A 24,464-nucleotide genomic window follows, 5' to 3' on the forward strand; every position below is an offset into this window, starting at 1 on the left:
TTAAAACGGATCACGAGGAAAAATGATGGCAATAACGCTTGTCTCTCTGCCCGCCGGGGAACTGCGCCGCTGGTTGGATAACGGCGATGAACTGGCGGTACTGGACGTCCGCGAGGAGGGCGAATTTGGCGGCGGTCATCTTCTGCGTTCAACGAATCTGCCGCTGAGCCGGCTGGAAAACCAGCTGGCGCGGCTAGTGCCGCGCAAGGGCGTGCCGCTGGTGCTGGTGGATGACAATAATGGCCTGGCGGAGCAGGCGGCGGAAAAGCTGATGGCCTACGGCTATCGGACGCTTTACCGCCTGACGGACGGGGTCGCGGGCTGGCGACAGGCCGGATGGCAATTGGTTCGCGGCAACTATGTGTTCAGTAAGGCGTTCGGCGAATACGTCGAGCACGTTCTGGCGACCCCCAGCATCAGCGCGCAGCGGCTACGGGAAAAAATATCGGCGGGCGAGGATCTGGTGATTATCGACAGCCGCACCTTTGCCGAGTATCAGTGGATTGGCATACCGGGCGCGGTTTCCTGCCCGGGCGCGGAGCTTATTCTGCGAGTAAAACAACGGGTTACCTCACCAGATACGCTGGTGGTGGTCAATTGCGGCGGACGCACGCGCAGTATCATCGGGGCGCAAACCTTGATTAACGCCGGGTTGGCCAACCCGGTGGTGTCGTTGCAAAACGGGACGCAGGGATGGCACCTGGCGGGCTACCGCACCGTCGCCGGTCAGCAGGATAGGCTGGATGCGCCCGACCGGGCCGCGTTGCGCTGGGCGCGTCAGGCGGCGCGGACGATGGCGCAGCGCAGCGGCGTGGTCACGCTGGATCGGGCCGGCTTGCATCGTCTGGAGGCGGAGAGCCGCGCCAGCACCCTCTATCGCTTTGACGTTCGCAGCCGCGAAGAATACCGGCAGGGGCATCGACGCGGGTTTCTTTCCGTCGAGGGCGGTCAATTGATTCAGGCCACCAATACTTTTATCGCCGTTCACCAGGCGCGGATCGTCTTGGCCGATGACGACGGCGTGCGGGCCTATACCACCGCCTCCTGGCTGCGCCAGATGGGATTCGACCAGGTCTTTGTGCTGGATGCTCCCCTGGCGCCGGCGGATTATTCGTACGGCGATAGCCCGGAAATCGTCGCCGGTCCGCAGCCGCAGGCTGCGCTGCTCAGTCCGTTTGAGCTGTTGTCCCGTCAGGAGGACGAGGGGGTGGTGGTTATCGATCTGGCGTCCAGCCGGGAATATCGGCAGGGCCACATTCCCGGCGCCTGGTTTGCCATCCGCTCGCGCCTTGCACAGGCGCTGACCGCCCTTCCGCCGGCCCGCGAGTATGTCCTTACCAGCCCGGACGGGCTGACGGCAAGGCTGGCGCTGGCGGAACTGGCGGCGCTGGTTGCGGCGCCGGTCGGCCTGCTGGCCGGGGGAACGCGCGCCTGGCAGGCCGCGCGACTGCCGCTGGCCCATGGCGATGAGCATCTGGCCAACCCGCCGGTGGACGTGGTGCTGAAAGCGTTCGAGCAACCCGAGCGCCGTGAGGAGGCGATGCGCGCCTACCTGCGCTGGGAGCAGGATCTGGTGGCGCAAATTGAACGCGAGGGCAGCACGCGTTTCCGCTTGCTATCCCCGCCCGCCGCCGCCGGGGACCGGCAGGGATGAATACCCTGGCGGGCGGACTGTTTTTTTCATTGTTATGCCTGCTGACGGCCGGGTTAAGCGGCGCGTTGCTCAGCCATGTCGGCATGCCGCTGGGATGGTTTTTCGGGGCGCTGTTAAGCGCCGCGCTGTTGCAGCGTTACCGCCCGGCGTGGCGCATTCACGATGCGGTGCGCGATCTGGCGCGTATCACGCTGGGGGTGCTGATCGGCGCGTCGTTCGCGCCGGATATTTTCTCCCGCCTGGCGCAGTTCTGGCTGTTGACTCCGCTGGTTTTACTCTACACCGGGGGGATGCTGCTGGTCGGCAGCGGTTTTTTTCGTCGTTACGCGCATTTCGATCGCCGGACCGCATTTTTCTCGGCCATCCCCGGCGGGCTGACGGAAATGCTGACGTTCAGCACCCAGGTCGGGGCCGACACCCGGGCGATAGTGGTCACGCACCTGACGCGCTTTGTGGTGATCATGGCGGGGATCAGCCTGATTTCATCGATTGCCGAGCGGCCGGCGGCGTTCGCCGCCGTCCCGGCGACCCCTTTGACGCTGACCGGGGCGGGATGGCTGCTGGCGTGCGGGCTTGCCGGCGGCCTAATGGCGCGCGCGTTGCGTATTCGCCTTGGGCTATTGCTGTTTCCGCTGCTATTGAGCGCCGGGGTGCACGCCGCGGGTCTTACCACCGCGGCGTCCTCTCCCGCGCTGCTGGCGCTATGCCAGATGGTGATCGGCCTGGTGTCGGGAAGCAAGCTGGGCGGGTTACGGCAAGGCTCGACGCGGGATCTGCTGGTGGCCGCCGGATTCTGGGCGCTCTTGCTGTTTGTCTTGACGCTGGCCGCGGCGGCCGGGGCCACCACCCTGATGGACCAGTCGCTGCTGACGCTGCTGCTGGCGGTCATTCCCGGCGGCATCACCGAAATATCGGTGCTGGCGTTGGCGCTCGGGGCGGATATGACGCTGGTGATGACCGCGCAGCTGAGCCGACAGGTGGGTATTTTATTGTTTATTCAGCTTTTCTTACATCGCATGGCCGCTTCGCCGACGGCCGGCGGCCAGCCTCCGGGAGGGAAACAACCTTGAGTCAGCTACGCCTGGAACAGATCAATAAAGTTTATGGCAAACAGCATGTGGTTGCCGATGTGACCCTGCAGGTGGCGTCCGGGGAGATTGTCGTGCTGCTCGGCCCCAGCGGCTGCGGTAAGACGACGCTGCTGCGCGCTATCGCCGGGTTTGTCACGCCGGATAGCGGACGAATACTGATTAACGATCGCGAAGTGGTATCGGACGGCACGCTGGTGCCGCCGGAAAAACGCGCGCTATCGATGGTCTTTCAGCATTACGCGGTGTGGCCGCATAAAACGGTATTTGAAAATCTTGCCTGGGGCCTGCGGTTGCAGAAGCGCCCGGCCGCACAGATTACCCAGCGGGTGATGGAGACGCTGGAACGGGTGCGGATGACCGATTACCACCGGCGTTATCCCGGCGAACTGTCCGGCGGCCAGCAGCAGCGGGTCGCGCTGGCGCGGGCGCTGGTGCTGGAGCCGCAAATTCTGCTGTTCGATGAACCGCTGAGCAATCTGGATGCGTTCCTACGCGAGCAGATGCGTTTCGAGATCCGCAACATACTGAAAACCCTGGGCATCACCAGCATTTATGTCACGCACGATCAAACGGAGGCGATGGCGCTGGCCGATCGCATCGCGGTGCTTAATCAGGGGCGCATCGAACAGATCGGTACGCCGTACGAGATATATCACCACTCGCGTACCCGGTTTGTCGCCTCTTTTATCGGTTCCGCCAATCTGCTCAGCGGCCGCCTGATCGCTCGCCGGCCCGGCGCGGTGCAGGTGGCGCTGCCCGGGGTGGGAATGCTGTGGGTCTCTTGCCCCGATAACCCTCCCCCTGAAGGGAGCGAGGTTTCCTTCTTTATTCGCCCGGAAAATATCCTGTTAAGCGATAAGCCGACGCCGCAGGAAAACCAGTTTTCCGCCGTACCGCTGCGTCACACCTTTCTCGGCGCCAGTACCGACTACGAAATCCGCAGCGGCGAAGTGACGCTACGCGTCGCCGTTACCGGTCACCAGACTTTATTCGGGCGGGAGCAGACCCTCTACTGGTCCGCCGCCGCCGCGCATTGCCATCTACTGGATCCGCAAGACGGGACGACGGCTTGCGGGCCCGTCCCGTTCACCGGCAGTAAAAACCACATCCTTGAGACGACATCATTTACCGGAGAATCCGTATGACTATCAACTGGAAAAAAGGCGCGGCCGCGTTGCTGGCGGCGGGAACGTTATTGGCCGGCACGCCGGCGCTGGGAGCGGAAACGCTGGAGTCGCTGTATGCCCAGGCGAAGGAAAAGAAGGTGATCAGCTTTGGCGGCACGCTGCGTGAAGCGGATATCAAGGTGATCCTGGAATCGTTCGAAGCGGAGTACCCCGGTCTTAAGGTCAACTACCTGCGCCGCGCCACCGGGCCGCTGATTCAGTTGATGGAGGCGGAGCGGCGGGCCAATAAAACCAGTTTTGACCTGGTGAATCTCAGCGAGCCGGACGCTTTTCTGCGCTGGCGCGAGCAGGGATATGTCGCCAAGGTCGAGGTCCCGGAAACCGCCGATTTACTGCCGGAAACGTTCGACCCCCAGGGGTATTCGTTCGCGATCGGCGTCACGCCGATGCCGGGGATCTATAACACCCGGAAACTGTCGCCGGAGCAGGCCCCCACCTCGCTGAAACAGCTTACCGATCCGCGCTGGAAAGGCACCATCGCCATTTCCCGCCCCACGCGCGGCGGCACCAACGCCGCGTCGCTGATGAACGTTGTGCTGGCGAACGGGCCGGATTTTATCGCGCGCTATGCGCCGGGGCTGGAAATTTTGCTGACCAACGGCAATGAGGCGGCGATTAACGCCATTATCTCCGGCGAGCGGCTAATCAGCTGGGGTTCGACCGGCTATCGCGCCATCGGGGCGATCAACGACGGCGCGCCTATCAAGCTGATCTGGTGGGAGGAGGGCGTGGCGCTGGCGCATTATCCTACCGGCGTGCTGAGCCAGGCGAAGAATCCGGCGGGGGCGAAGTTATTGCTGCGCTGGCTGCTGTCGGAGAAGGCGCAGAAGCTGATTGTCGCGCACCTGAACGTCCACTCGTCGCGCAAAACCATTACGGAAACGCCGCCGGGATTGCCGGCCCTGTCTTCTATACCGGTGAAATATTTTGGCGCCGAGCGGATCAGCGTGGAAGGGGGAAAATATGTCGGTGAATTTGAACGAGCCCTTGGCCTGCAATAAATCCCGCCCGGTTGGCGCGCGGATCCGCGGCTGGCGACGGGGCGTCGTCGCCGTCGCTCAGGAGTGGCCGAAATGGAGTATCGGTTTGCTGGCGACGCTGATCGTCGGCTGGCTGGTGCTTTACCCGATCGGCGTGATTTTTGATATCGGCCTGCATGATCCGCAGGGGAACTGGACGCTGGCCTACTATCTGCGGGTGGTCACGGAGCCGGGTCTGCTGTCGGCGCTGGTGAATTCGCTGATCGTCAGCGGGGCCGTGACCGCGATCTGCGCGGTTCTGGCGCTGCCGATGGCCTGGGCCGTGACCCGCACCAACATGCCGGGAGGGCAGGTGTTCCGGGCGCTGACCATGGTGGCGTTTGTGGTGCCCAACTTTATCGCGGCGGTGGCCTGGATCCTGATGCTCGGGCCGAATGCCGGCATGCTGAACGTCCTGCTGCGGGATACCATCGGCCTGCCGTTCAGCTTTAACATTTATAGCGTGCAGGGGTTGATTGTTATTTTGAGCGCCAGCCTGTATCCGCTGGTGTTTTTTGCGGTCGGCGCGGCGTTGGAAAATATGGATCCGTCCTACGAGGAGGCCGCGCAGATGTCGGGAATATCGGCCTGGCGCGGGTCGATACAGATTGGTCTGCCGCTGGTGATGCCGGCGCTGCTCTCCTCGCTGGTGCTGGTGTTTCTGGATGCGATGGGAGCGTTTGGCGCGGCGGCGGCGGTGGCGAACGGGGGACGTTTTCATACCCTGACCACCAAGATCTATCAGCTGTTTTCCTATCCGCCGCAGTTTGAACTGGCGGCGGCGGCGGTGACGCCGATTATTCTGTTTACCGCGCTGGGGTTGCTGATCCAGCGCAGCCTGCTGGGCAACAAACGTTATACGTTAATCGGCGGCAAAAGCTCACGTCAGTATCGGATTGCGCTCGGCAAGGCGCGCTGGCTGCTGTTCGGCTGGTGCAGCCTGGTGGTCGGGCTGTCGGTGATTGTGCCGGCCTTTGTGCTGCTGCGGACTTCTTTTCTGCTGCAGTGGAGCGGCGCGTTTACCTGGTCCAACCTGACGCTGGACAACTATTTGATTTTATTTGACTCTTCCAGCTATGTGCCGCAGGCGATCGCCAACAGTTTTCTGGTGGCCGGGGTGACGGCCAGCGTGGCGGTGCTGCTGGCGATTGTGGTGGTCTGGCTGGTGGAACGCAGCCAACTGCCGGGGCGGGGGCTGCTGGTCTTTATCAGCACCCTGACCTTCGCCTTTCCCGGTCTGGCGCTGGCGGTGGGGTTCGTTATCGGTTACAGCGATTTCTCCTTGCCCCTCTACGGCACGCTGTGGCTGTTTTTCCTGGCGTTTATCGCCCAGCGGTTTCCGTTCGCCTTTGTGTTTTTGCGCTCGGCGGTAAAACAGCTGGCGCAGGAGTTGGAGGAGGCGGCGCGGATGTCGGGCGCGGGCTGGCTGCGAACGTTGACGGCGATTGGCGTTCCGCTGATAAAAAGCGGCGTGCTGGCCGCCTGGCTGATGACTTTCGCGGTGGCGCTGCGCGAGCTTAGTATTGCTATTCTGTTGTATGTGCCGGGAACGGAAACGTTGCCGGTGGCGATTTTTATGTCCATGGATGACGGCCGTTTTCCGGTGGCCGCGGCGCTATCCGTGGTGCTGGTGCTGATGAGCCTGCTGGCGCTCACCGTGCTTAAACGCCTTGCTGCCCGCCAGACCGCGCGGCAGTAAAGGAGAACCCGGATGCAGGTCAATCTTGATTTGGAACTGCTGCGCACGCTGGTCGCCGTGGTGGAACGCGGCACCTATACGGCGGCGGGGCTGCAGGTGGGTAAAACCCAGTCGGCGGTAACGCAGCAGATGAAACGGCTGGAAGAGGATACCGGCCAGACGCTGTTCGAACGGCAGGGGCGGCAAAAGCAACTGACCGAACACGGGCATACCCTGCTGTTATACGCGCGTAAGCTGCTTTCGCTGAACGATGAGGTGATGGGGGCGCTGCAACAGCACTCGCTGGCCGTCGGCACGCTGCGCATCGGCGCGCCGCACGGCATCGCCGATAATATTTTGCCGCGGCTGTTGCGGCATATTTCCGCTTTTCTTCCCGGTATCCAGATGGAGATCCACGTCGGGCGCAGTCCGTTTTTGATGGAAGATCTGACGCGCGGCAATATCGATCTGGCGATCTCGACCAGAGGATCCGATACGCTGGAGGGCATGTTGCTGCACAGTTCGCCCACGGTGTGGTTATGCTCGGCGGATTACATTTTCAACCCGCATCAGCCGCTGCCGCTGATCCTGGCGGATGAGATCAGCCTTTTCCGCCGCATCGCGATCCAGGCGCTGGAACAACAGCATATTCCGTGGCGGCTGTCGTTTTTGGCGCCGACGGTGATCGGCATCAAGGCCGCTGTGCGCGCCGGGCTGGGGATCACCGCGCGCAACGTGGAGCTGCTGGGGCCGGATTTGCGTATTCTCGGCGAGAAGGAAAATTTGCCGCGTTTGCCGGACGTGGCTTACTACCTGTGGTCGCGCCCGGCGACGCTAAATCCGTTAGTTAAACAGGTAATTGATATTCTTAATAATAATCGGATCCTGTTATCCGGCGCGGCCAAAAACCGCCCCTGACTGGCGCCGGAATAACGATCGCCGGCACGATCTTTCGCTTCTCTCCTCCGCCATGGGCAATAAGATTGTCCTGTGGATAAAAAGATCAAAACTGTGCGGAAGGGGAAGATCTCTGGTCGTCTTTAGGTTATGATCCGCAGTCCTGAAAACGATCCTCCGTCAGGATCGTAACGGTCGCCGCTACCGTTACGCGGCGCGCTGGCTTAACGTCGGCGCCAAAATCATGAGTCATATAAATAACGTTTCTTATTCTTTTTTTCTTTTTGATCGTTCTTGTTCGAGTGGAGTCCGCCGTGTCACTTTCGCTTTGGCAGCAGTGTCTTGCCCGTTTGCAGGATGAGTTACCTGCCACAGAATTCAGTATGTGGATACGCCCGTTGCAGGCGGAGCTGAGTGATAACACTCTGGCGCTCTACGCCCCTAATCGCTTCGTTCTGGATTGGGTTCGTGATAAATATTTAAATAATATCAATGGCTTGTTAAATGATTTCTGTGGGATGGACGCCCCGCTGCTGCGCTTTGAAGTGGGCAGCAAACCCCTGGTCCAGACCATCAGCCAGCCGGTTAACCTGCAGAGTAATAACGTCAGCGCCGCCGCGGCGACGCAGGTGCGTTCGGCGCCGGTGCGCCCAAGCTGGGATAAATCCCCGGTGCAGGCGGAGCACACCTATCGCTCCAATGTGAATCCCAAGCATACCTTTGACAACTTCGTCGAGGGCAAGTCGAACCAGCTGGCGCGCGCCGCCGCCCGCCAGGTGGCCGACAACCCCGGCGGCGCCTATAACCCCTTGTTTCTGTACGGCGGCACCGGCCTGGGTAAAACGCACCTGCTGCACGCGGTGGGCAACGGCATCATCGCCCGCAAAGCCAATGCGAAAGTGGTTTACATGCACTCCGAGCGCTTTGTGCAGGATATGGTAAAAGCGTTGCAGAATAATGCGATCGAAGAGTTCAAACGCTATTACCGCTCGGTGGATGCGCTGCTGATCGATGATATTCAGTTTTTTGCCAACAAGGAGCGTTCGCAGGAAGAGTTTTTCCACACCTTCAACGCTTTGCTGGAAGGGAATCAGCAGATCATTCTGACCTCGGATCGCTACCCGAAAGAGATCAACGGCGTGGAAGATCGCCTCAAGTCGCGTTTCGGCTGGGGGCTGACGGTGGCCATCGAGCCGCCGGAGCTGGAGACGCGCGTGGCGATCCTGATGAAAAAGGCCGACGAGAACGATATCCGTCTGCCGGGAGAAGTGGCTTTCTTTATCGCCAAGCGCCTGCGCTCCAACGTGCGCGAGCTGGAAGGGGCATTAAACCGGGTGATCGCCAACGCCAATTTTACCGGCCGCTCCATCACCATTGATTTTGTGCGCGAGGCGCTGCGCGATCTGCTGGCGTTACAGGAAAAACTGGTTACTATCGACAATATCCAGAAGACGGTGGCGGAATACTATAAAATCAAGGTCGCTGATTTATTGTCCAAACGCCGCTCCCGCTCGGTGGCTCGCCCGCGCCAGATGGCGATGGCGCTGGCCAAAGAGCTGACCAACCACAGCCTGCCGGAAATCGGCGACGCGTTTGGTGGCCGCGACCATACCACGGTGTTGCACGCCTGTCGTAAAATCGAACAGCTGCGTGAGGAAAGTCACGACATCAAAGAAGATTTTTCCAATTTAATCAGAACATTATCTTCATAACATGATGAAATTTATTGTTGAACGCGAACATCTGCTAAAACCGCTGCAACAGGTCAGCAGCCCGCTGGGCGGCCGGCCGACCCTACCTATTCTGGGCAACCTGCTGTTGCAGGTTACCGAAGGGGAGCTGTCGCTCACCGGCACCGATCTGGAAATGGAGATGGTGGCCCGGGTGGCGTTAACCCAGCCCCATGAGCCGGGGGCGACCACCGTGCCGGCCCGTAAGCTGTTCGATATCTGCCGCGGGCTGCCGGACGGGGCGGAGATCACCATCATGCTGGATGGCGATCGCATGCTGGTGCGCTCCGGCCGCAGCCGCTTTTCGCTGTCGACCCTGCCCGCCGCCGATTTTCCCAATCTGGACGACTGGCAGAGCGACGTTGAGTTTTCGCTGCCGCAGGCGACGCTGAAACGCCTGATTGAGGCCACGCAGTTCTCGATGGCGCATCAGGACGTACGCTACTACCTCAACGGGATGCTGTTTGAAACCGAGGGCGAGGAGCTGCGCACCGTCGCCACCGACGGCCATCGTCTGGCGGTATGCGCCATGCCGGTGGGGCAGGCTTTGCCGTCGCATTCGGTGATCGTGCCGCGTAAAGGGGTGATGGAGCTGGTGCGCTTGCTGGACGGCGGCGATACGCCGCTGCAGCTGCAAATCGGCAGCAACAATATCCGCGCCCACGTCGGCGACTTTATCTTTACCTCCAAGCTGGTTGACGGCCGTTTCCCGGATTACCGCCGGGTTTTGCCGAAGAACCCGGATAAAACGCTGGAAGCCAGCTGCGACTTGCTCAAGCAGGCGTTCTCCCGGGCGGCGATCCTGTCGAATGAAAAATTCCGCGGCGTGCGCCTGCATCTGATTCAGAATCAGCTGAAAATCACCGCCAACAACCCCGAGCAGGAAGAAGCGGAAGAAATTCTGGACGTGCAGTACGACGGCACCGAGATGGAAATCGGTTTCAACGTCAGTTACGTGCTGGATGTGCTGAATGCGCTGAAGTGCGAGGATGTCCGCCTGCTGCTGACCGACTCCGTTTCCAGCGTGCAGATCGAAGACGGCGCCAGCCGGGCGGCGGCCTATGTCGTTATGCCGATGCGCCTCTAGCCTATGGCGGGTTATGTTGCTTATCAGCCGGGGATTGGACGGCGCTCGCCGTCTTGGCGGGCGTTGAGTTCGCCGCGCGGGAGTCGCCGCGCGCTCCGCCCTTCATACGTCCGCGACCCTAACTTCCTTTACCGCAAGAAATAGTCGCATGGCGCTTACTCGTCTTCTTATTAAAGACTTCCGCAATATTGAAGCGGCTGATTTGGCGCTGGCGCCCGGCTTTAATTTTCTGGTCGGGGCGAACGGCAGCGGCAAAACCAGCGTGCTGGAAGCGATTTACACGCTGGGACACGGACGGGCGTTTCGCAGCGTGCAGGCGGCGCGCGTTATTCGTCACGAGCAGCCGGAATTTGTGCTGCACGGGCGTATCGGCGGCATTGAGTCCGAGCGTTCGGTCGGGCTGAGTAAAAACCGTCAGGGCGACGGCAAGGTGCGCATCGACGGCAGCGACGGCCATAAGGTGGCCGAACTGGCGCAGCTGCTGCCGATCCAGCTGATCACCCCCGAAGGGTTTACGCTGCTGAACGGCGGGCCGAAGTATCGCCGCGCCTTTCTCGACTGGGGCTGTTTTCATAACGAGCCCGGTTTTTTCTCCGCCTGGAGCAATATGAAACGCCTGCTGCGCCAGCGTAATGCGGCGCTGCGGCAGGTGGAGCGCTACGGGCAGCTGCGGGCCTGGGATCAGGAGCTGGTGCCGTTGGCCGAGCGTATCAGCGAATGGCGGGCGCAATACAGCGCGGCGATTGCCGGGGATATTGCCGCCACCTGCAGCCAGTTTCTGCCTGAATTCGCCCTCGGCTTCGCTTTCCAGCGCGGCTGGGATAAAGAGAGTGACTATGCCGAACTTCTGGAACGGCAGTTTGAACGCGACCGTATGCTGGGTTATACGGCGCTGGGGCCGCATAAAGCCGATTTCCGCATCCGCGCCAGCGGGGTGGCGGTCGAGGATATGCTGTCCCGTGGCCAGCTAAAGCTGCTGATGTGCGCTTTACGGCTGGCCCAGGGTGAGTTTCTCACCCGTCAGAACGGACTGCGCTGTCTGTATCTGATTGATGATTTTGCTTCCGAACTGGATAGTACCCGCCGCCGTTTGCTGGCTGAACGGTTAAAAGCCACCCATGCACAGGTTTTTGTCAGCGCGGTCAGCGCCGAGCAGATTGCCGATATGGTTGGTGAAAATGGCAAGATGTTCCGCGTAGAACAGGGTAAAATAACGGTTCAATCACAGGACTAAAATGAGCGGGAAACGTTGATGTCGAATTCTTATGACTCCTCAAGTATCAAGGTATTGAAAGGGCTGGATGCGGTACGTAAACGCCCAGGTATGTACATCGGCGATACGGATGACGGAACCGGTCTGCATCATATGGTATTCGAGGTTGTGGACAACGCTATCGACGAGGCGCTCGCTGGCTATTGTAAAGACATTGTCATCACTATCCACGCTGATAACTCGGTCTCGGTGCAGGATGACGGCCGCGGTATTCCTACCGGTATGCATGAAGAAGAAGGGGTCTCCGCGGCGGAAGTGATCATGACGGTGCTGCATGCCGGCGGCAAATTTGATGACAACTCGTATAAAGTTTCCGGCGGTTTGCACGGCGTGGGCGTTTCGGTGGTTAACGCCCTGTCGGAAAAGCTGGAGCTGGTGATCCGCCGCGAAGGCAAGGTGCACGAACAGACCTACCGTCACGGCGTGGCGCAGGCGCCGCTGAAAGTGGTGGGCGATAGCGAGAAAACCGGCACCACCGTGCGCTTCTGGCCGAGTTATGAAACCTTTACCAACCAAATCGAATTCCAGTATGAGATCCTCGCCAAGCGCCTGCGCGAGCTGTCGTTCCTGAACTCCGGCGTCTCCATCCGTCTGTACGACGAGCGCGAAAAAGATAAGTCCGACCACTTCCACTATGAGGGCGGCATCAAGGCGTTCGTCGACTATCTCAACCGCAACAAAACGCCGATCCACCCGACGGTGTTCTATTTCTCCACGGTGAAAGACGATATCGGCGTGGAAGTCGCCCTGCAGTGGAACGACGGCTTTCAGGAAAATATCTACTGCTTTACCAACAACATCCCGCAGCGCGACGGCGGTACGCACCTGGCCGGCTTCCGCGCCGCCATGACCCGTACCCTGAACACCTATATGGATAAGGAAGGCTACAGCAAGAAAGCCAAGATCAGCGCCACCGGCGACGATGCGCGCGAAGGGCTGATTGCCGTGGTTTCGGTTAAAGTGCCCGATCCGAAATTCTCCTCGCAGACCAAAGACAAGCTGGTGTCGTCGGAGGTGAAGACCGCCGTCGAATCGCTGATGAACGAGAAGCTGGTGGATTACCTGATGGAAAATCCGTCGGACGCCAAAATCGTGGTGGGCAAAATCATCGACGCCGCCCGCGCTCGTGAAGCCGCCCGTAAGGCGCGCGATATGACCCGCCGTAAAGGCGCGCTCGATCTGGCCGGCCTGCCGGGCAAGCTGGCGGACTGTCAGGAACGCGACCCGGCGTTGTCCGAACTCTACCTGGTGGAAGGGGACTCGGCGGGCGGTTCCGCCAAACAGGGGCGCAACCGTAAGAATCAGGCGATTCTGCCGCTGAAAGGCAAGATCCTCAACGTCGAGAAAGCGCGTTTCGACAAAATGCTCTCTTCCCAGGAAGTGGCGACGCTGATCACCGCGCTGGGCTGCGGCATCGGCCGCGACGAATACAACCCGGATAAACTGCGTTATCACAGCATCATCATCATGACCGATGCCGACGTCGACGGTTCGCATATCCGTACGCTGCTGCTGACGTTCTTCTACCGTCAGATGCCGGAAATCGTTGAGCGCGGCCACGTCTATATCGCCCAGCCGCCGCTGTACAAAGTGAAAAAAGGCAAGCAGGAGCAGTACATCAAAGATGATGACGCCATGGATCAGTACCAGATTACCCTGGCGCTGGACGGGGCGACGCTGCATACCAACGCCGCGGCGCCCGCCATGGCGGGCGAACCGCTGGAAAAACTGGTTGCCGAACACTACGCGGTGCAGAAAACCATCGGCCGTATGGAGCGTCGTTTTCCGCGCCCGTTGCTGAATGCATTAATCTACCAGCCCACCCTGGCTGAAGCGGATTTACAGGATCGCACGCACGTTCAGCAGTGGATGGAAACGCTGGTTACGCTGCTCAACGAGCGGGAGCAGCACGGCAGCGCCTACAGCTTTGTGATCCACGAGGATCAGGAGCGGCAGATCTTTGAACCGGCTCTGCGGGTGCGCACCCACGGCGTGGATACCGATTACCCGCTGGATTTCGGCTTCGTTACCGGCGGCGAGTATCGCAAAATCAATCAGCTGGGCGAGAAGCTGCGCGGCCTGATTGAAGAGGATGCCTATATCGAACGCGGCGAGCGCCGTCAACCGATCGCCAGCTTCGAGCAGGCGCTGGAGTGGCTGGTGAAAGAGTCGCGCCGCGGTCTGGCGGTTCAGCGCTATAAAGGTCTGGGGGAAATGAACCCGGAACAGCTGTGGGAAACCACCATGGATCCCACCAGCCGCCGTATGCTGCGCGTCACGGTGAAAGACGCCATCGCCGCCGACGAGCTGTTTACCACTCTGATGGGCGATGCGGTGGAACCGCGCCGCGCCTTTATCGAAGAGAACGCGTTGAAAGCGATGAATATCGATATCTGATCGGACTGCTTGTTAACGGCCAACTCAGCCAGCCCTTTTCGGGCTGGCTTTTTTACGGCTATAAAACCACCGCGCGCCGTTTCACGCTCCGCAGTTCCTGGCGCAGGGTGATAAGCGCGGTGATCAGCATAAAAATCACCGCCGACCAGAAAATGGCCCGCGGATAACCGTGATCCAGCAGCCAGCCGAACAGCACCGGACCGGCCGCGCCGCCGATATTAAAACCGGTGGAGACGATGCCGAAAACGCGCCCCTCGGCGCCCGCCGGCGAGGCCGCCCGTACCAGCATGTCACGCGAGGGGGCGATAATCCCGGACAGAAATCCCGCCGCGGCCAGCAGCGGAATCAATACCGGCAGCGGCAGCGGATAGATGGCGACCACGCTGATTAAACCGGCGGTGACGGCCAGCGCCGCCGTCGCCACCAGCCCGTGGCGACGGGTTTTATCGGCCAGCGCGCCGCCGGCCAGCACCCCGAAAGCGCTGGCGAACAGAAAAGAGGTCAGCACGATATTCGCCTGGGATAACGGCAGGCCGTAGCCGGTGACAAACGCCGTCACCGAAAAATTCTGAATCGAACCGGTGCTTAGATTCAGCAGCAGGAATAACACCAGCAGGGCCATGATGGGCAGGGTGAAAAGCGCAATGCGCGGTTTTTTATCCGGCCGGGTATTTTCCGGCGTCGCGGCCTGAAGCCGCACCGGCTGGTCGCGGCCGGTTAATAGCAGGGGAACGGTCAACAGCCCTATCGCCCCCGCCACGATAAATGCGCTGTTAACGCCGGCGAAGGCGGCGACGGTCAGTAAAATGCCGGGCGCAATGGCGGTGCCGAAAAAGCCGGAGAAGGTATGAATGGAAAACGCCCGCCCCATGCGCTTTTCATCGATTCCCCGCGACAGCAGGGCGTAATCGGCGGGGTGATAGACCGCATTCGCCACCCCCGCCAGCGCCATCGCCGCCACCAGCCAGAAGTAGCTGCTGGAAAAGCTCAGCGAGAGAAAACACAGGCTTCCGAGCGTCAGGCCGGCGGTCAGGGTGCGCCTGGCCCCGATACGGTCGACGACAAAGCCGATCGGCGTCTGCACGCAGGCGGAGACGATATTGAAAACGCTCAGCGCGAAACCCAGTTCGACGAAGCTGATATCGCGCTGCGCCGACAGCAGCGGGATAAGCGCGGGCAGCACCATCATATGAAAATGGCTCACCAAGTGAGCGGATGAAATCTGGGCCAGCAGGGGAAGCTTTATTATTTTCATTTTTTGTTGTCAGGGCGATGATGGGTTTACGGAGTCGTGTTCTCGTCAGAAACGACGCGCAGGCAGGCGTCGCTTCCGCAGGCAGATAAGGAACAGACTAACATATTGCGCATATCATTAGCGTTCAATCTTTTGTCGCCGCGGTACGTGGCGTTATGTGGTTTACTCCTTTTTGCACGATGCCGGTAAAAAATGGTGTGCTATACTTTTGATAGCTTTTATGACGATGAGCAGGAAAAAACAATGCCAACCACAGCAAAAATAACGTCGCAGACCGGTCACCGAAAACAGAAAAAAGAAGTGCTTCTGCGATTTCGTGAGCAGGATAGCGAGAACGGCATCAGCTTTGAAACGTTTGAAAAGCTGATGCAAATAACGGAGATGAATAAGACGGAACTACTTCATAAAGCCTTGCGTATCATGGTTAAGCAATATATCGCACCCTATGAGCAGGATGATGGCCCGTTAAGCGAAGAACAGTATGAGGCTCTGAAAAAGATGAGTCCCGTATCAAACGTCTCTGAAGAGGAAATGGAAACGCTCTTTACTAAGGATTAGCAATGCTGACAGGAAAGCACGCACCCTTGCCTGCGTTGGGTGATATCCTCTGGTGCCATTTCCCAGAGTCGGAAAGGTTGGGAACGAGGCCGGTGCTGGTTGTTGGTCGCCATGCAGAGAGTTATTCGCTGTTAATTGTCTATGGGACATCGCAGAAAACGCAAAACGTTTATCCTACCGAGTTTGTTGTCTTGGCCGATGATGAAGTAACCGGGCTTTTCTACGATACGAAGTTTGATATGGCAAGACGTATCCTCGTTCCATTTACTCAGCAATGGTTTTCCCGTGCTCCGGTTCAACCGCCGCTTCGCCCTGTACCGAAAATGGGCGTACTACCAGCCAGGTATTACCAGGCGATGCAGGATGCTTATTTACGGTCCAAAAGACAGTAAACAAGCCGCATGATTTATGCATCTACCGCCGAATCCATTGGTTGACCTGATAGGAAAAACAGGCCGGCAGCGCCAGCCTGTGCACGATCAGGAGAGCCTAAACACCAGTACGGTCCGGGCCAGCTGTTTGGCCTGATCTTCCAGTGACGCGGCCGCCGCTGACGCTTCCTGTACCAAGGCGGCATTCTGCTGCGTGACGCCATCCATCTCGTGAACGGCCTGCGTGACCTGACTGATGCCCCGTGACTGTTCATCGGATGCCGATACGATTTCATCCATAATGTCTTTTACCGATGTGACCGCGGCCAGCATGTCCTGCATGGTGGTTCCGGCATTTTGCACCAGCGTGACGCCGCTCTCGACGCGGCCGGCCGATTCGGCAATCAGCGCGGTAATCTCCTTTACCGCATCGGCGCTACGCTGGGCCAGAGTGCGCACTTCGTTGGCCACCACCGCGAATCCTCTGCCTTGTTCACCGGCCCTGGCAGATTCCACGGCGGCGTTCAGCGCCAGAATATTGGTCTGAAAAGCGATACCGCTAATAATTCCGGTAATTTCGGCTATCTTCTGCGAACTATCGGCTATTTCCGCCATAATATTGATTACCTGACCGACGATCGCATCGCCTTTTTGCGCGATTTGCGCGGCGTTCTGGGTCAGGCGCGTGGCGTTGTGCGCATTGTCCGCATTCTGTTTCACGGTGGCGGTGATTTGTTCCATACTGGCTGCGGTTTCTTCCAGCGCCGCGGCCTGCTGTTCGGTACGGGACGCCAGATCGGTATTACCCGCGGTGATTTCGGTGGCGCCGTGGCTGACAGACTCGCTGGTGACGATCAGTTGCTCCGCGATGTCCCGCAACTGCGCCTGCATGGTATGCATGGCGTAAAAAATACTGCTTTCATCCCGGGCTTGCAGCGGAATGGCATTGGTTAAATCGCCTTGTGCGACCGACAACGCAATCTGGGCGGCCTGCGCCGGTTCTCCGCCGATGGGGCGCGCGACTTTGCGGGTAAAGATAATCCCCAGAATGCCTGAAACAATCACAATGCTGAGCACCATCAATAGCAGAGCCAGATTACGCTGACGCCCGGTTTCGGCCATGATCGCGCTGACGGGAGCGGAAAGGCCGAGCATCCACGGTGTGCCGGTGTCACCGATAGTAATCGGTAGGTAAATGTTGAAAGCAGACGTATTTAGCACCCGATCGTCACTTTCGGTCTGATAGGGCTGACCGCTGGTAACGTGTTCAAGCAACGCCGGGTCGTTAGCTATTTTTTGGGTAATCCGTGATTTTTCCGGGTGGGAAATGTAGGCGCCGCTGTGGGACAGCAGTTGGGCATATCCGCTTCCTTCATACGGCTGGATGGTATTGACGGTCTGTTGCAACGTATCTAAAGCAAAATCGGCCGTGACCGAACCGTAGAACTTATTGTTTACCATAATGGGAACGGCGATGGAGGTCAGCAACACATCGACGCCGTTATAAGGGTAGCTGTACGGCTCCAGAATCACTTCTTTTTGCAGTTTTTTGGGCAATAGGTAGTAGTCGCCGCTGCCGGGGGTTTCGTAATCAACCAGATTATGCAGGGCAATATTTCCGGCGTTATCACGGTCGACATAACGCACAAAGCGCCCGTTCGGATCCTGATCGGGTTGTCCGGCATAGATCCGATCTTGACCGTCAAAGGCATCCGGCTCCCACGCCAGCGACATGGAAAGAAAGTCCGGGTGGCTTTGCAGGGCATTTTTCAGCAGCGTCTCTGCGGTTGTTCGGTCGGCTGTGCCTGCCTGTTGCAGACTGATGACGCTCTGTACCAGATTACGGGCGGCCAGCAGCGCCGTATCCAGTTTTTGCTGGATCAGATAGCTATTGGTGTAAGCGGTCTGTTTCAGGTATTGCTGGGCAATGGCCTGCTGCTGCTGGCCGGACTGCCAGATCAGAATACCGATGGTAAGCGTGAAGCCGAGGGCAATGGCGGTAACGCCGGTAAGGAACATCAGCATGCGTGTGCTGAGCTTTCTTTTTTCTGGATGGATGATTGATTGATGACTTGGCTGTGCGGGTAACGATTTATTATTAGGCATATAGGTATATCCCCTGTGATATACGTGCAAACGGCACAATTTAATTGATTTTAATCAATTAGTTACTGAATCCTTCAGTATTGTCGGGATTTCCGTAATGCGGCGGGTATCATGCAGTTGTGATACTGGTCACACAGGGATCATCGGCCTGAAATGCCAGGGCTTTAAACTATTTACACCCTGCGCGGCGGGCGTGGAATTGGCTGAAAACCGTAATGGCTTCAGCCGGCGCAGAGTGGCGTTATGCGGCGGGACCTTTACCGACCGACTCACGGACGATCAGTCGGCCTTTAAATACCGGCGCCGGGCGGGCGGTTTCCCCTTCCAGCCGGCTGAGCAGCTTTTCAAGGGTGCTGTTTATCATTTCGGCGACGGGAACATGGACGGTGGTCAACGCGGGGTTAAACCAGGAGGCCATGGGCAAGTCGTCGAAGCCCAGCAGAGAAACGTCCTGCGGTATGGCTATGCCGCGCTCGCGAAAGGCCTTTGCCGCGCCGATGGCCATATCGTCATTGCTGGCGACCAGCGCGCTGAAGGCGGCGCCGCGCCGGTGCAGCAGCGTCGCGGCGGCGTAGCCGCTTTCCGGCCCCCAGTCTCCCGGCGCCACCAGCGCGGGATTAAACGCAATCCCCCGGGCCGCCAGCGCCTGCCGATAACCCGCCAGGCGGCTCTCTCCGGTCGGCGATCCCGGCGAACCGCTAATAAAGGCGATATCCCGGTGGCCCTGGTCAATCAGGTAGCTCACCGCATCAAAGCAGTGCTGCTGGTGGTCGGCGCAGATACCGTTTTCCTCATGCTGCTTCAGTTTACGGTTGATCACCATAATGGGCTGCTGGTGCTGGCCGATAATGGTTTCCAGTTCGGCGATGGACAGAAAGCGCGGGTAGATAATGACGGCGTCGCAGCGTAAATCGAGCAGAAACTGAATGGCCTGCCGCTCCTCCTCCGCGCTGTGTTTACCGTCGGCGAGAATGAGCTGTCGCCCGTGCTTTTCCGTCATGGTGGCGGTCTGAAACAGCAGTTCGCTGAAGTAGGGGCCGTTATACAGCGTGTTGGTGACCACCAGGCCGATGCTTTGCGATTTGCGGGTGGCGAGGTTGCGCGCCAGCAGGTTCGGCCGGTAGCCCATTTCCTCTATCGCCCTGAACACCCGGTCTCGGGTAGTTTTGCTGACGTAGTTATTGCCCGTCAGTACGCGTGATACCGTCGCCTTTGATACGCCTGCCTTTTTCGCCACATCGAGCATGGTTGTCATTCTGTTTTCTCAATTCGCCAAGTCAGACTGAAACAGCTTCCTGCTTCCCCTGCTTATTATAAGGACAAACAGATCGGTTTTTTATAGTCGTTAAACAATGTACAGGGAAGTTTTTTATGGCGGGCGTCCTGCCCGCCACCTTTCAGGCCGTCGCAGGCGACGTTGAAAAACGCTCCCGGCGTTTTTTTATGGCGGGCGTCCTGCCCGCCACCTTCCAGGCCGTCGCAGGCGACGTTGAAAAACGCTCCCGGCGTTTTTTTATGGCGGGCGTCCTGCCCGCCACCTTCCAGGCCGTCGCAGGCGACGTTGAAAAACGCTCCCGGCGTTTTTTTATTACCCATCGAATCTGTTTATGATCCCCTTCAAAAAACGGGAAAATTAAAATGAAACCGGTTGCATATTAATGGTCGTGTTGCTTGAATAATAAAAAAAACAAACGGCGAGGTGCGGGATGAATAAGATTCTACTCTGTTGCGCGGCGGGCATGTCCACCAGTATGTTGGTCCAGCGCATGGAAAAGGCCGCGCGGGAAAAAGAGATCGTCGTTGAGATAAAAGCCGTTGGTTTTGATGAGTTTAGTGAAATTATTTCCGAGTATGACTGCTGCCTGCTCGGGCCGCAGATCAAGTACAAGCTGGCGGAGTTCAAAGCCATTGCCGATGAGCAAAACAAGCCCGTCGCCGTTATCAATACCATCGATTACGGCATGATGAACGGCGAGAAGGTGCTCAGCGCCGCGCTGGCGATGATCGGTTAAATTACGGGAAATAATAATGAGCACATTTAGCGAATCATTATTCAGCGTAATTGAAAACCGTATCAGCCCGATTGCCGTCAAACTTTCCGCTCAACGCCACATAACGGCAATTAAAGATGGCTTTATCACGGCCATGCCATTTTTGATTGTCGGCTCTTTTATGTTGCTATTCGCCCATCCGCCGTTTAGCGCCGACAGCCAGTGGGCGTTCGCGCAGTGGTGGCTGGCAATGGTGGAACGCCATAGCGAACAGATTATGATGCCCTACAATATGACCATGGGGATTATGGCGCTCTATATTGCCGGCGCCATTGCCTATAATCTGGCGCAAAGCTATAAAATGAATGGCTTTATGGCGGCCAGTTTAGCGCTGATGTCGTTTCTGGTGGCGGCGGCGCCGCAGACGGGCGGCGGTTTACCTGTGGGGTCGCTGGGGGGCGAAGGGATCTTTACCGCCATTCTGGTTGCGCTCTATGCCACGGAGTTAATGCGCTTTTTGCAGCAGCGCAACATCGGTATCCGCCTGCCGGAGCAGGTGCCGCCGAATATCCGTCAGTCTTTTGATCTGTTGATTCCCATCCTGGCGGTTTTCCTGACGCTGTTCCCGCTCAGCCTGCTGATTCAGAGCCAGTTCGCCATGCTGTTGCCACAGGCGATTATGGCGATCTTTGCGCCGATTCTCTCCGCCACGGATTCGCTTCCCGCCATTTTGATCGCCGTGCTGTTGTGCCATCTGCTGTGGTTTGCCGGCATCCACGGCGCGGTGATTGTCAGCGGCATTCTACAGGCGTTCTGGCTGACCAATCTGGGGCTTAACCAGCAGGCGCTGAATGCGGGCGAACCGATTATCCATATCTTTATCGAGCCGTTCTGGCAGTTTTTTATCGTGGTTGGGGGTTCCGGCTCGACCATGGGGCTGGTCTTGCTCTATCTGCGCAGCCGTTCCGCGCATCTGCGGGCGATCGGCAAACTGTCCGTGGTGCCCGGCATGTTCAATATTAATGAACCGGTCATTTTCGGCTCCCCGGTGGTGATGAACCCGCTATTGTTTGTGCCGTTTATTACCGCGCCGCTGGTCAATGCGGTCATCGCCTATGTGGCGACCAGAACCGATTTGGTCAACCGCGTGGTATCCCTGGCGCCCTGGACGACGCCGGGGCCGATAGGCGCCGCCTGGTCCACCGGCTGGGATTGGCGCGCCGTGGTGCTGGTGGGGTTGCTGATTATGGTATCGGCGGTGATTTATTACCCTTTCTTCAAAATGTATGAACGCCAACTGTTGGCGCAGGAAAAAGAGACGGTGAAAACCGAGGGGGTTGCTGATGGCGCTTGATGAAAACACGGTAATGGAACTGATTATTTATGCCGGAGAAGCCCGTTCCAACGCCATGGAGGCCCTGGGCGCCGCCAGAAAGCGGGCCTGGGACGAGGCGGACGCGCTGCTGGCCGCCGCCTCCGCCGCCGCGCGTAAAGCCCATCAGATTCAGACCGCGCTTATCGGGGCGGATGAGGGCAGCGGAAAAATTCCCATCACCCTGATTCTGGTCCATGCGCAGGATCACCTGATGAACGCCATACTGTGCCGCGAACTGGTGGAAGAGCTGATTTATTTACATAAAGAGATCGCGGCGCTTGACGCATGCCGATCGGATTAACGGCGGCGACCGCCGGTTTGTTTTATCAAAAGCTGAAAAGGAAATGAGATGTCCGTTGTGCAATTACCGAAAGACTTTTTGTGGGGCGGCGCGGTAGCGGCGCATCAGGTTGAAGGGGGGTGGGATCAGGGCGGCAAGGGCGTCAGCATTTGCGACGTGCTTTCCGGCGGGGCGCACGGCGTGGACCGGGTGATAACCGACGGGGTGCAGCCCGGTTTCAGCTACCCCAATCATCAGGCGGTGGAGTTTTATTCCCATTATAAGCAGGATATCGCGCTGTTCGCGGAGATGGGGTTTAAATGCTTCCGCACCTCCATCGCCTGGACGCGTATTTTCCCCAATGGCGATGAACAGGAGCCGAATGAAGCGGGGCTGCAATTTTATGACGACCTGTTTGACGAACTGCTGAAATACAATATTGAACCGGTGATTACGCTCTCCCACTTCGAGATGCCCTACCATCTGGTCAAAAAGTATGGCGGCTGGCTGAATCGCAAGGTGGTGGATTTTTTTGTGCGTTACAGCGACGTGGTGATGCAACGCTATAAATCCAAAGTGAAATATTGGATGACGTTCAATGAGATCAATAATCAGCGTAACTGGCAGTACCCGCTGTTCGGCTATTGCTGTTCCGGGGTGATTTTCACCAAACAGCCTAACCCCGAACAGGCGATGTACCAGACATTGCACCATCAGTTCGTGGCCAGCGCCGCGGTGGTGAAGCGCGGTCATGAAATCAATCCCGAATTTAAAATCGGCTGCATGCTGGCGCTGGTGCCGCTCTATCCATGGTCCTGCAACCCGGATGATGTGATGTTCGCCCAGGAGGCGATGCGTGAACGCCATCTGTGCGGGGACGTGCAGCTGCGCGGTTATTACCCGGCGTATATCCTGAAGGAGTGGGCCGCCAAGGGTTACCGGATCGATATGCAGCCGGGAGACGAGCGGATCCTGAGGGAAGGCTGCGCGGACTATCTTGGCTTCAGCTATTACATGAGCAACGCCGTACAGGCTGCCGCCCGAGATCAGACCAGCGGCGATGCCATCGCCGGCTTTAACGGCAGCGTGAAAAATCCGTACCTCGACGCGTCGGAGTGGGGCTGGCAGATTGACCCGGTGGGCCTGCGCTATACGCTGAACAGTTTCTACGAGCGTTATCAAAAACCGATGTTCATCGTGGAGAACGGCTTCGGCGCGGTTGATCACGTGGCGGAAGACGGGCAGATCCATGACGATTATCGTATCGATTATCTGCGGGCGCACATTGAGCAGATGAAAAAAGCCGTGCTGGAAGACGGGGTGGATTTGATCGGCTATACGCCATGGGGATGTATCGACTGCGTCTCTTTTACCACAGGACAGTACAGCAAGCGCTATGGCTTTATCTATGTCGACAAGCATGATGACGGCAGCGGCACGCTGCGGCGTTCGAAGAAGAAGAGTTTTAGCTGGTACCAGCGGGTGATCGCCAGCCACGGCGCCGACCTGTAACAACAGGTTGACGAAAATTAAAATATGATGCGATACGCGCCGGCGTATCGCATTTCACTGGCTCTTTTGCGCTGAATCGCGTTAGCATGAAAATAATTGTGTGCCGCTGGAAAAATTATGTCTATTAAACTGATTGCTATCGATATGGACGGGACGCTGTTGACGCCCCAAAACCAAATTTCACCGGCGGTGAAAGCCGCTATCGCCGCCGCCAGAGAAAAAGGCGTTCAGGTGGTGCTGGCCACCGGCCGCCCGTTTATTGGCGTGGAGCGTTACCTGCAAGAGCTGGATTTACAGCAGGAGGGCTGCTACTGCGTAACCAATAACGGGGCGCTGGTGCAGCGTACCGTGAACGGCGACGTCGTAGAGCAAGCCACGCTCAGCTTTGACGACTACCTCTACCTTGAGGCGCTGTCGCGTAAGCTCCAGGTTCATTTCCACGCGCTGGACTTCAATTTTCTCTACACCGCGAATAAAGACATCAGCGCTTATACCGTGCATGAAGCGCATTTAACCGGTATGCCGTTGAAATACCGGACGGTGGAGGAGATGGATCGCAGCCTGACCTTCCCGAAGGTAATGATGATCGACGAGCCGTCGCTGCTGGACCGGGCGATAAGCCAGATCCCGCCGGAAGCGTATGAACGTTATACCATCCTGAAGAGCGCCGAATACTATCTGGAAATTCTGAATAAGCGGGGCAACAAGGGCCAGGGCGTGAAAATGCTGGCCGAGCATCTCAATATTCCCCGCGAGAGCGTGATGACGCTGGGCGACCAGGAAAACGACCTGGCGATGATCGATTACGCCGGGCTTGGCGTGGCGATGGGCAACGCCATCGACACGGTGAAAGCGGCCAGCCAGTTCGTCACCAAAACCAATATGGAAGATGGCGTGGCGTACGCGATTGAAAAGTTTGTTCTTAATGACTGATAGCGGTTGTTGCCCTGCCAATTCGCAGGGCAATGTTAACGCCATCGTTAAGGGATATAATTTTTAATTA

Annotated in this window: 21 protein-coding genes; 17 read left to right on the forward strand and 4 right to left on the reverse strand. The window is 58.3% G+C overall.

Features of this window, described 5'->3' with window-relative positions:
* Positions 1-25 precede the first annotated feature (25 nt).
* The 10 genes from MFP24_RS17615 to gyrB all read left to right on the forward strand — a co-directional run bounded on the left by MFP24_RS17615 (position 26) and on the right by gyrB (position 14,013).
* Entirely contained in the window at positions 26-1,654 is a 1,629-nt protein-coding gene (locus MFP24_RS17615) for a rhodanese-like domain-containing protein (protein WP_249231584.1), read from the forward strand.
* Positions 1,651-2,724, forward strand: coding sequence for an AbrB family transcriptional regulator (locus tag MFP24_RS17620; RefSeq protein WP_249231585.1), 1,074 nt, complete (start codon positions 1,651-1,653; stop codon positions 2,722-2,724). Before MFP24_RS17615 ends, MFP24_RS17620 begins: the two co-directional genes overlap by 4 nt.
* Positions 2,721-3,890, forward strand: a complete 1,170-nt coding sequence (locus MFP24_RS17625; protein WP_249231586.1) for an ABC transporter ATP-binding protein — start codon at positions 2,721-2,723, stop codon at positions 3,888-3,890. The genes MFP24_RS17620 and MFP24_RS17625 overlap by 4 nt, the downstream gene beginning before the upstream one ends.
* Positions 3,887-4,933: an ABC transporter substrate-binding protein gene (locus tag MFP24_RS17630; RefSeq protein WP_249231587.1), complete on the forward strand. Its 1,047-nt coding sequence runs from the start codon at positions 3,887-3,889 to the stop codon at positions 4,931-4,933. The genes MFP24_RS17625 and MFP24_RS17630 overlap by 4 nt, the downstream gene beginning before the upstream one ends.
* On the forward strand, positions 4,896-6,650 hold the full coding sequence (locus tag MFP24_RS17635; RefSeq protein ID WP_249231588.1) for an ABC transporter permease: 1,755 nt from the start codon (positions 4,896-4,898) through the stop codon (positions 6,648-6,650). The genes MFP24_RS17630 and MFP24_RS17635 overlap by 38 nt, the downstream gene beginning before the upstream one ends.
* A gap of 12 nt (positions 6,651-6,662) precedes the next feature.
* Positions 6,663-7,547 (forward strand): LysR substrate-binding domain-containing protein, encoded by an 885-nt coding sequence (locus MFP24_RS17640; protein WP_249231589.1) that lies wholly within the window; start codon positions 6,663-6,665, stop codon positions 7,545-7,547.
* 293 nt (positions 7,548-7,840) lie between these two features.
* Positions 7,841-9,238: a chromosomal replication initiator protein DnaA gene (gene dnaA / locus MFP24_RS17645; protein ID WP_249231590.1), complete on the forward strand. Its 1,398-nt coding sequence runs from the start codon at positions 7,841-7,843 to the stop codon at positions 9,236-9,238.
* A 4-nt stretch (positions 9,239-9,242) separates the two neighbouring features.
* Positions 9,243-10,343 carry a DNA polymerase III subunit beta gene (gene dnaN / locus MFP24_RS17650; RefSeq protein WP_136164819.1) on the forward strand — a complete coding sequence of 367 codons (1,101 nt, stop codon included), beginning with the start codon at positions 9,243-9,245 and terminating at the stop codon, positions 10,341-10,343.
* A 148-nt stretch (positions 10,344-10,491) separates the two neighbouring features.
* Positions 10,492-11,577, forward strand: a complete 1,086-nt coding sequence (gene recF, locus MFP24_RS17655) for a DNA replication/repair protein RecF (protein ID WP_249231591.1) — start codon at positions 10,492-10,494, stop codon at positions 11,575-11,577.
* Between the two features lie 18 nt (positions 11,578-11,595).
* A complete protein-coding gene (gene gyrB, locus MFP24_RS17660) occupies positions 11,596-14,013 on the forward strand; it encodes a DNA topoisomerase (ATP-hydrolyzing) subunit B (RefSeq protein ID WP_249231592.1) in 2,418 nt (805 codons plus the stop codon).
* Between the two features lie 58 nt (positions 14,014-14,071).
* On the opposite strand, the gene MFP24_RS17665 is transcribed toward gyrB, so the two are convergent.
* Positions 14,072-15,268, reverse strand: coding sequence for an MFS transporter (locus MFP24_RS17665; RefSeq protein ID WP_249231593.1), 1,197 nt, complete (start codon positions 15,266-15,268; stop codon positions 14,072-14,074).
* A 243-nt stretch (positions 15,269-15,511) separates the two neighbouring features.
* On the opposite strand from MFP24_RS17665, the gene MFP24_RS17670 reads away from it, so the two are divergent.
* On the forward strand, positions 15,512-15,826 hold the full coding sequence (locus MFP24_RS17670; protein WP_249231594.1) for a hypothetical protein: 315 nt from the start codon (positions 15,512-15,514) through the stop codon (positions 15,824-15,826).
* Between the two features lie 2 nt (positions 15,827-15,828).
* Positions 15,829-16,218: a type II toxin-antitoxin system PemK/MazF family toxin gene (locus tag MFP24_RS17675; RefSeq protein ID WP_249231595.1), complete on the forward strand. Its 390-nt coding sequence runs from the start codon at positions 15,829-15,831 to the stop codon at positions 16,216-16,218.
* An 87-nt stretch (positions 16,219-16,305) separates the two neighbouring features.
* Here the strand turns inward: MFP24_RS17675 and MFP24_RS17680 are convergent, their stop codons facing one another.
* The 3 genes from MFP24_RS17680 to MFP24_RS17690 form a co-directional block, all read right to left on the reverse strand.
* The gene (locus tag MFP24_RS17680) at positions 16,306-18,222 is read right to left on the reverse strand and encodes a methyl-accepting chemotaxis protein (protein ID WP_249231596.1); all 1,917 of its coding nucleotides are present in this window, start codon (positions 18,220-18,222) and stop codon (positions 16,306-16,308) included.
* 322 nt (positions 18,223-18,544) lie between these two features.
* A complete protein-coding gene (locus MFP24_RS17685) occupies positions 18,545-19,558 on the reverse strand; it encodes a LacI family DNA-binding transcriptional regulator (protein WP_249231597.1) in 1,014 nt (337 codons plus the stop codon).
* Between the two features lie 56 nt (positions 19,559-19,614).
* Entirely contained in the window at positions 19,615-19,899 is a 285-nt protein-coding gene (locus MFP24_RS17690) for a hypothetical protein (RefSeq protein ID WP_249246720.1), read from the reverse strand.
* Positions 19,900-20,009: 110 nt separating this feature from the next.
* On the opposite strand from MFP24_RS17690, the gene MFP24_RS17695 reads away from it, so the two are divergent.
* The 5 genes from MFP24_RS17695 to yidA all read left to right on the forward strand — a co-directional run bounded on the left by MFP24_RS17695 (position 20,010) and on the right by yidA (position 24,394).
* Positions 20,010-20,315 (forward strand): PTS sugar transporter subunit IIB, encoded by a 306-nt coding sequence (locus MFP24_RS17695; protein ID WP_249231599.1) that lies wholly within the window; start codon positions 20,010-20,012, stop codon positions 20,313-20,315.
* Positions 20,316-20,331: 16 nt separating this feature from the next.
* Positions 20,332-21,648: a PTS sugar transporter subunit IIC gene (locus MFP24_RS17700; RefSeq protein WP_249231600.1), complete on the forward strand. Its 1,317-nt coding sequence runs from the start codon at positions 20,332-20,334 to the stop codon at positions 21,646-21,648.
* Positions 21,638-21,970 (forward strand): PTS lactose/cellobiose transporter subunit IIA, encoded by a 333-nt coding sequence (locus MFP24_RS17705; protein WP_249231601.1) that lies wholly within the window; start codon positions 21,638-21,640, stop codon positions 21,968-21,970. The genes MFP24_RS17700 and MFP24_RS17705 overlap by 11 nt, the downstream gene beginning before the upstream one ends.
* Before the next feature lie 48 nt (positions 21,971-22,018).
* Positions 22,019-23,461 carry a 6-phospho-beta-glucosidase gene (locus MFP24_RS17710; protein ID WP_249231602.1) on the forward strand — a complete coding sequence of 481 codons (1,443 nt, stop codon included), beginning with the start codon at positions 22,019-22,021 and terminating at the stop codon, positions 23,459-23,461.
* A gap of 117 nt (positions 23,462-23,578) precedes the next feature.
* Positions 23,579-24,394 (forward strand): sugar-phosphatase, encoded by an 816-nt coding sequence (gene yidA, locus MFP24_RS17715; RefSeq protein ID WP_249231603.1) that lies wholly within the window; start codon positions 23,579-23,581, stop codon positions 24,392-24,394.
* The last annotated feature ends 70 nt before the right edge of the window (positions 24,395-24,464 follow it).

Origin of the sequence: Brenneria tiliae (assembly GCF_023347575.1) — a bacterium.
GTDB lineage: Bacteria > Pseudomonadota > Gammaproteobacteria > Enterobacterales > Enterobacteriaceae > Brenneria > Brenneria corticis.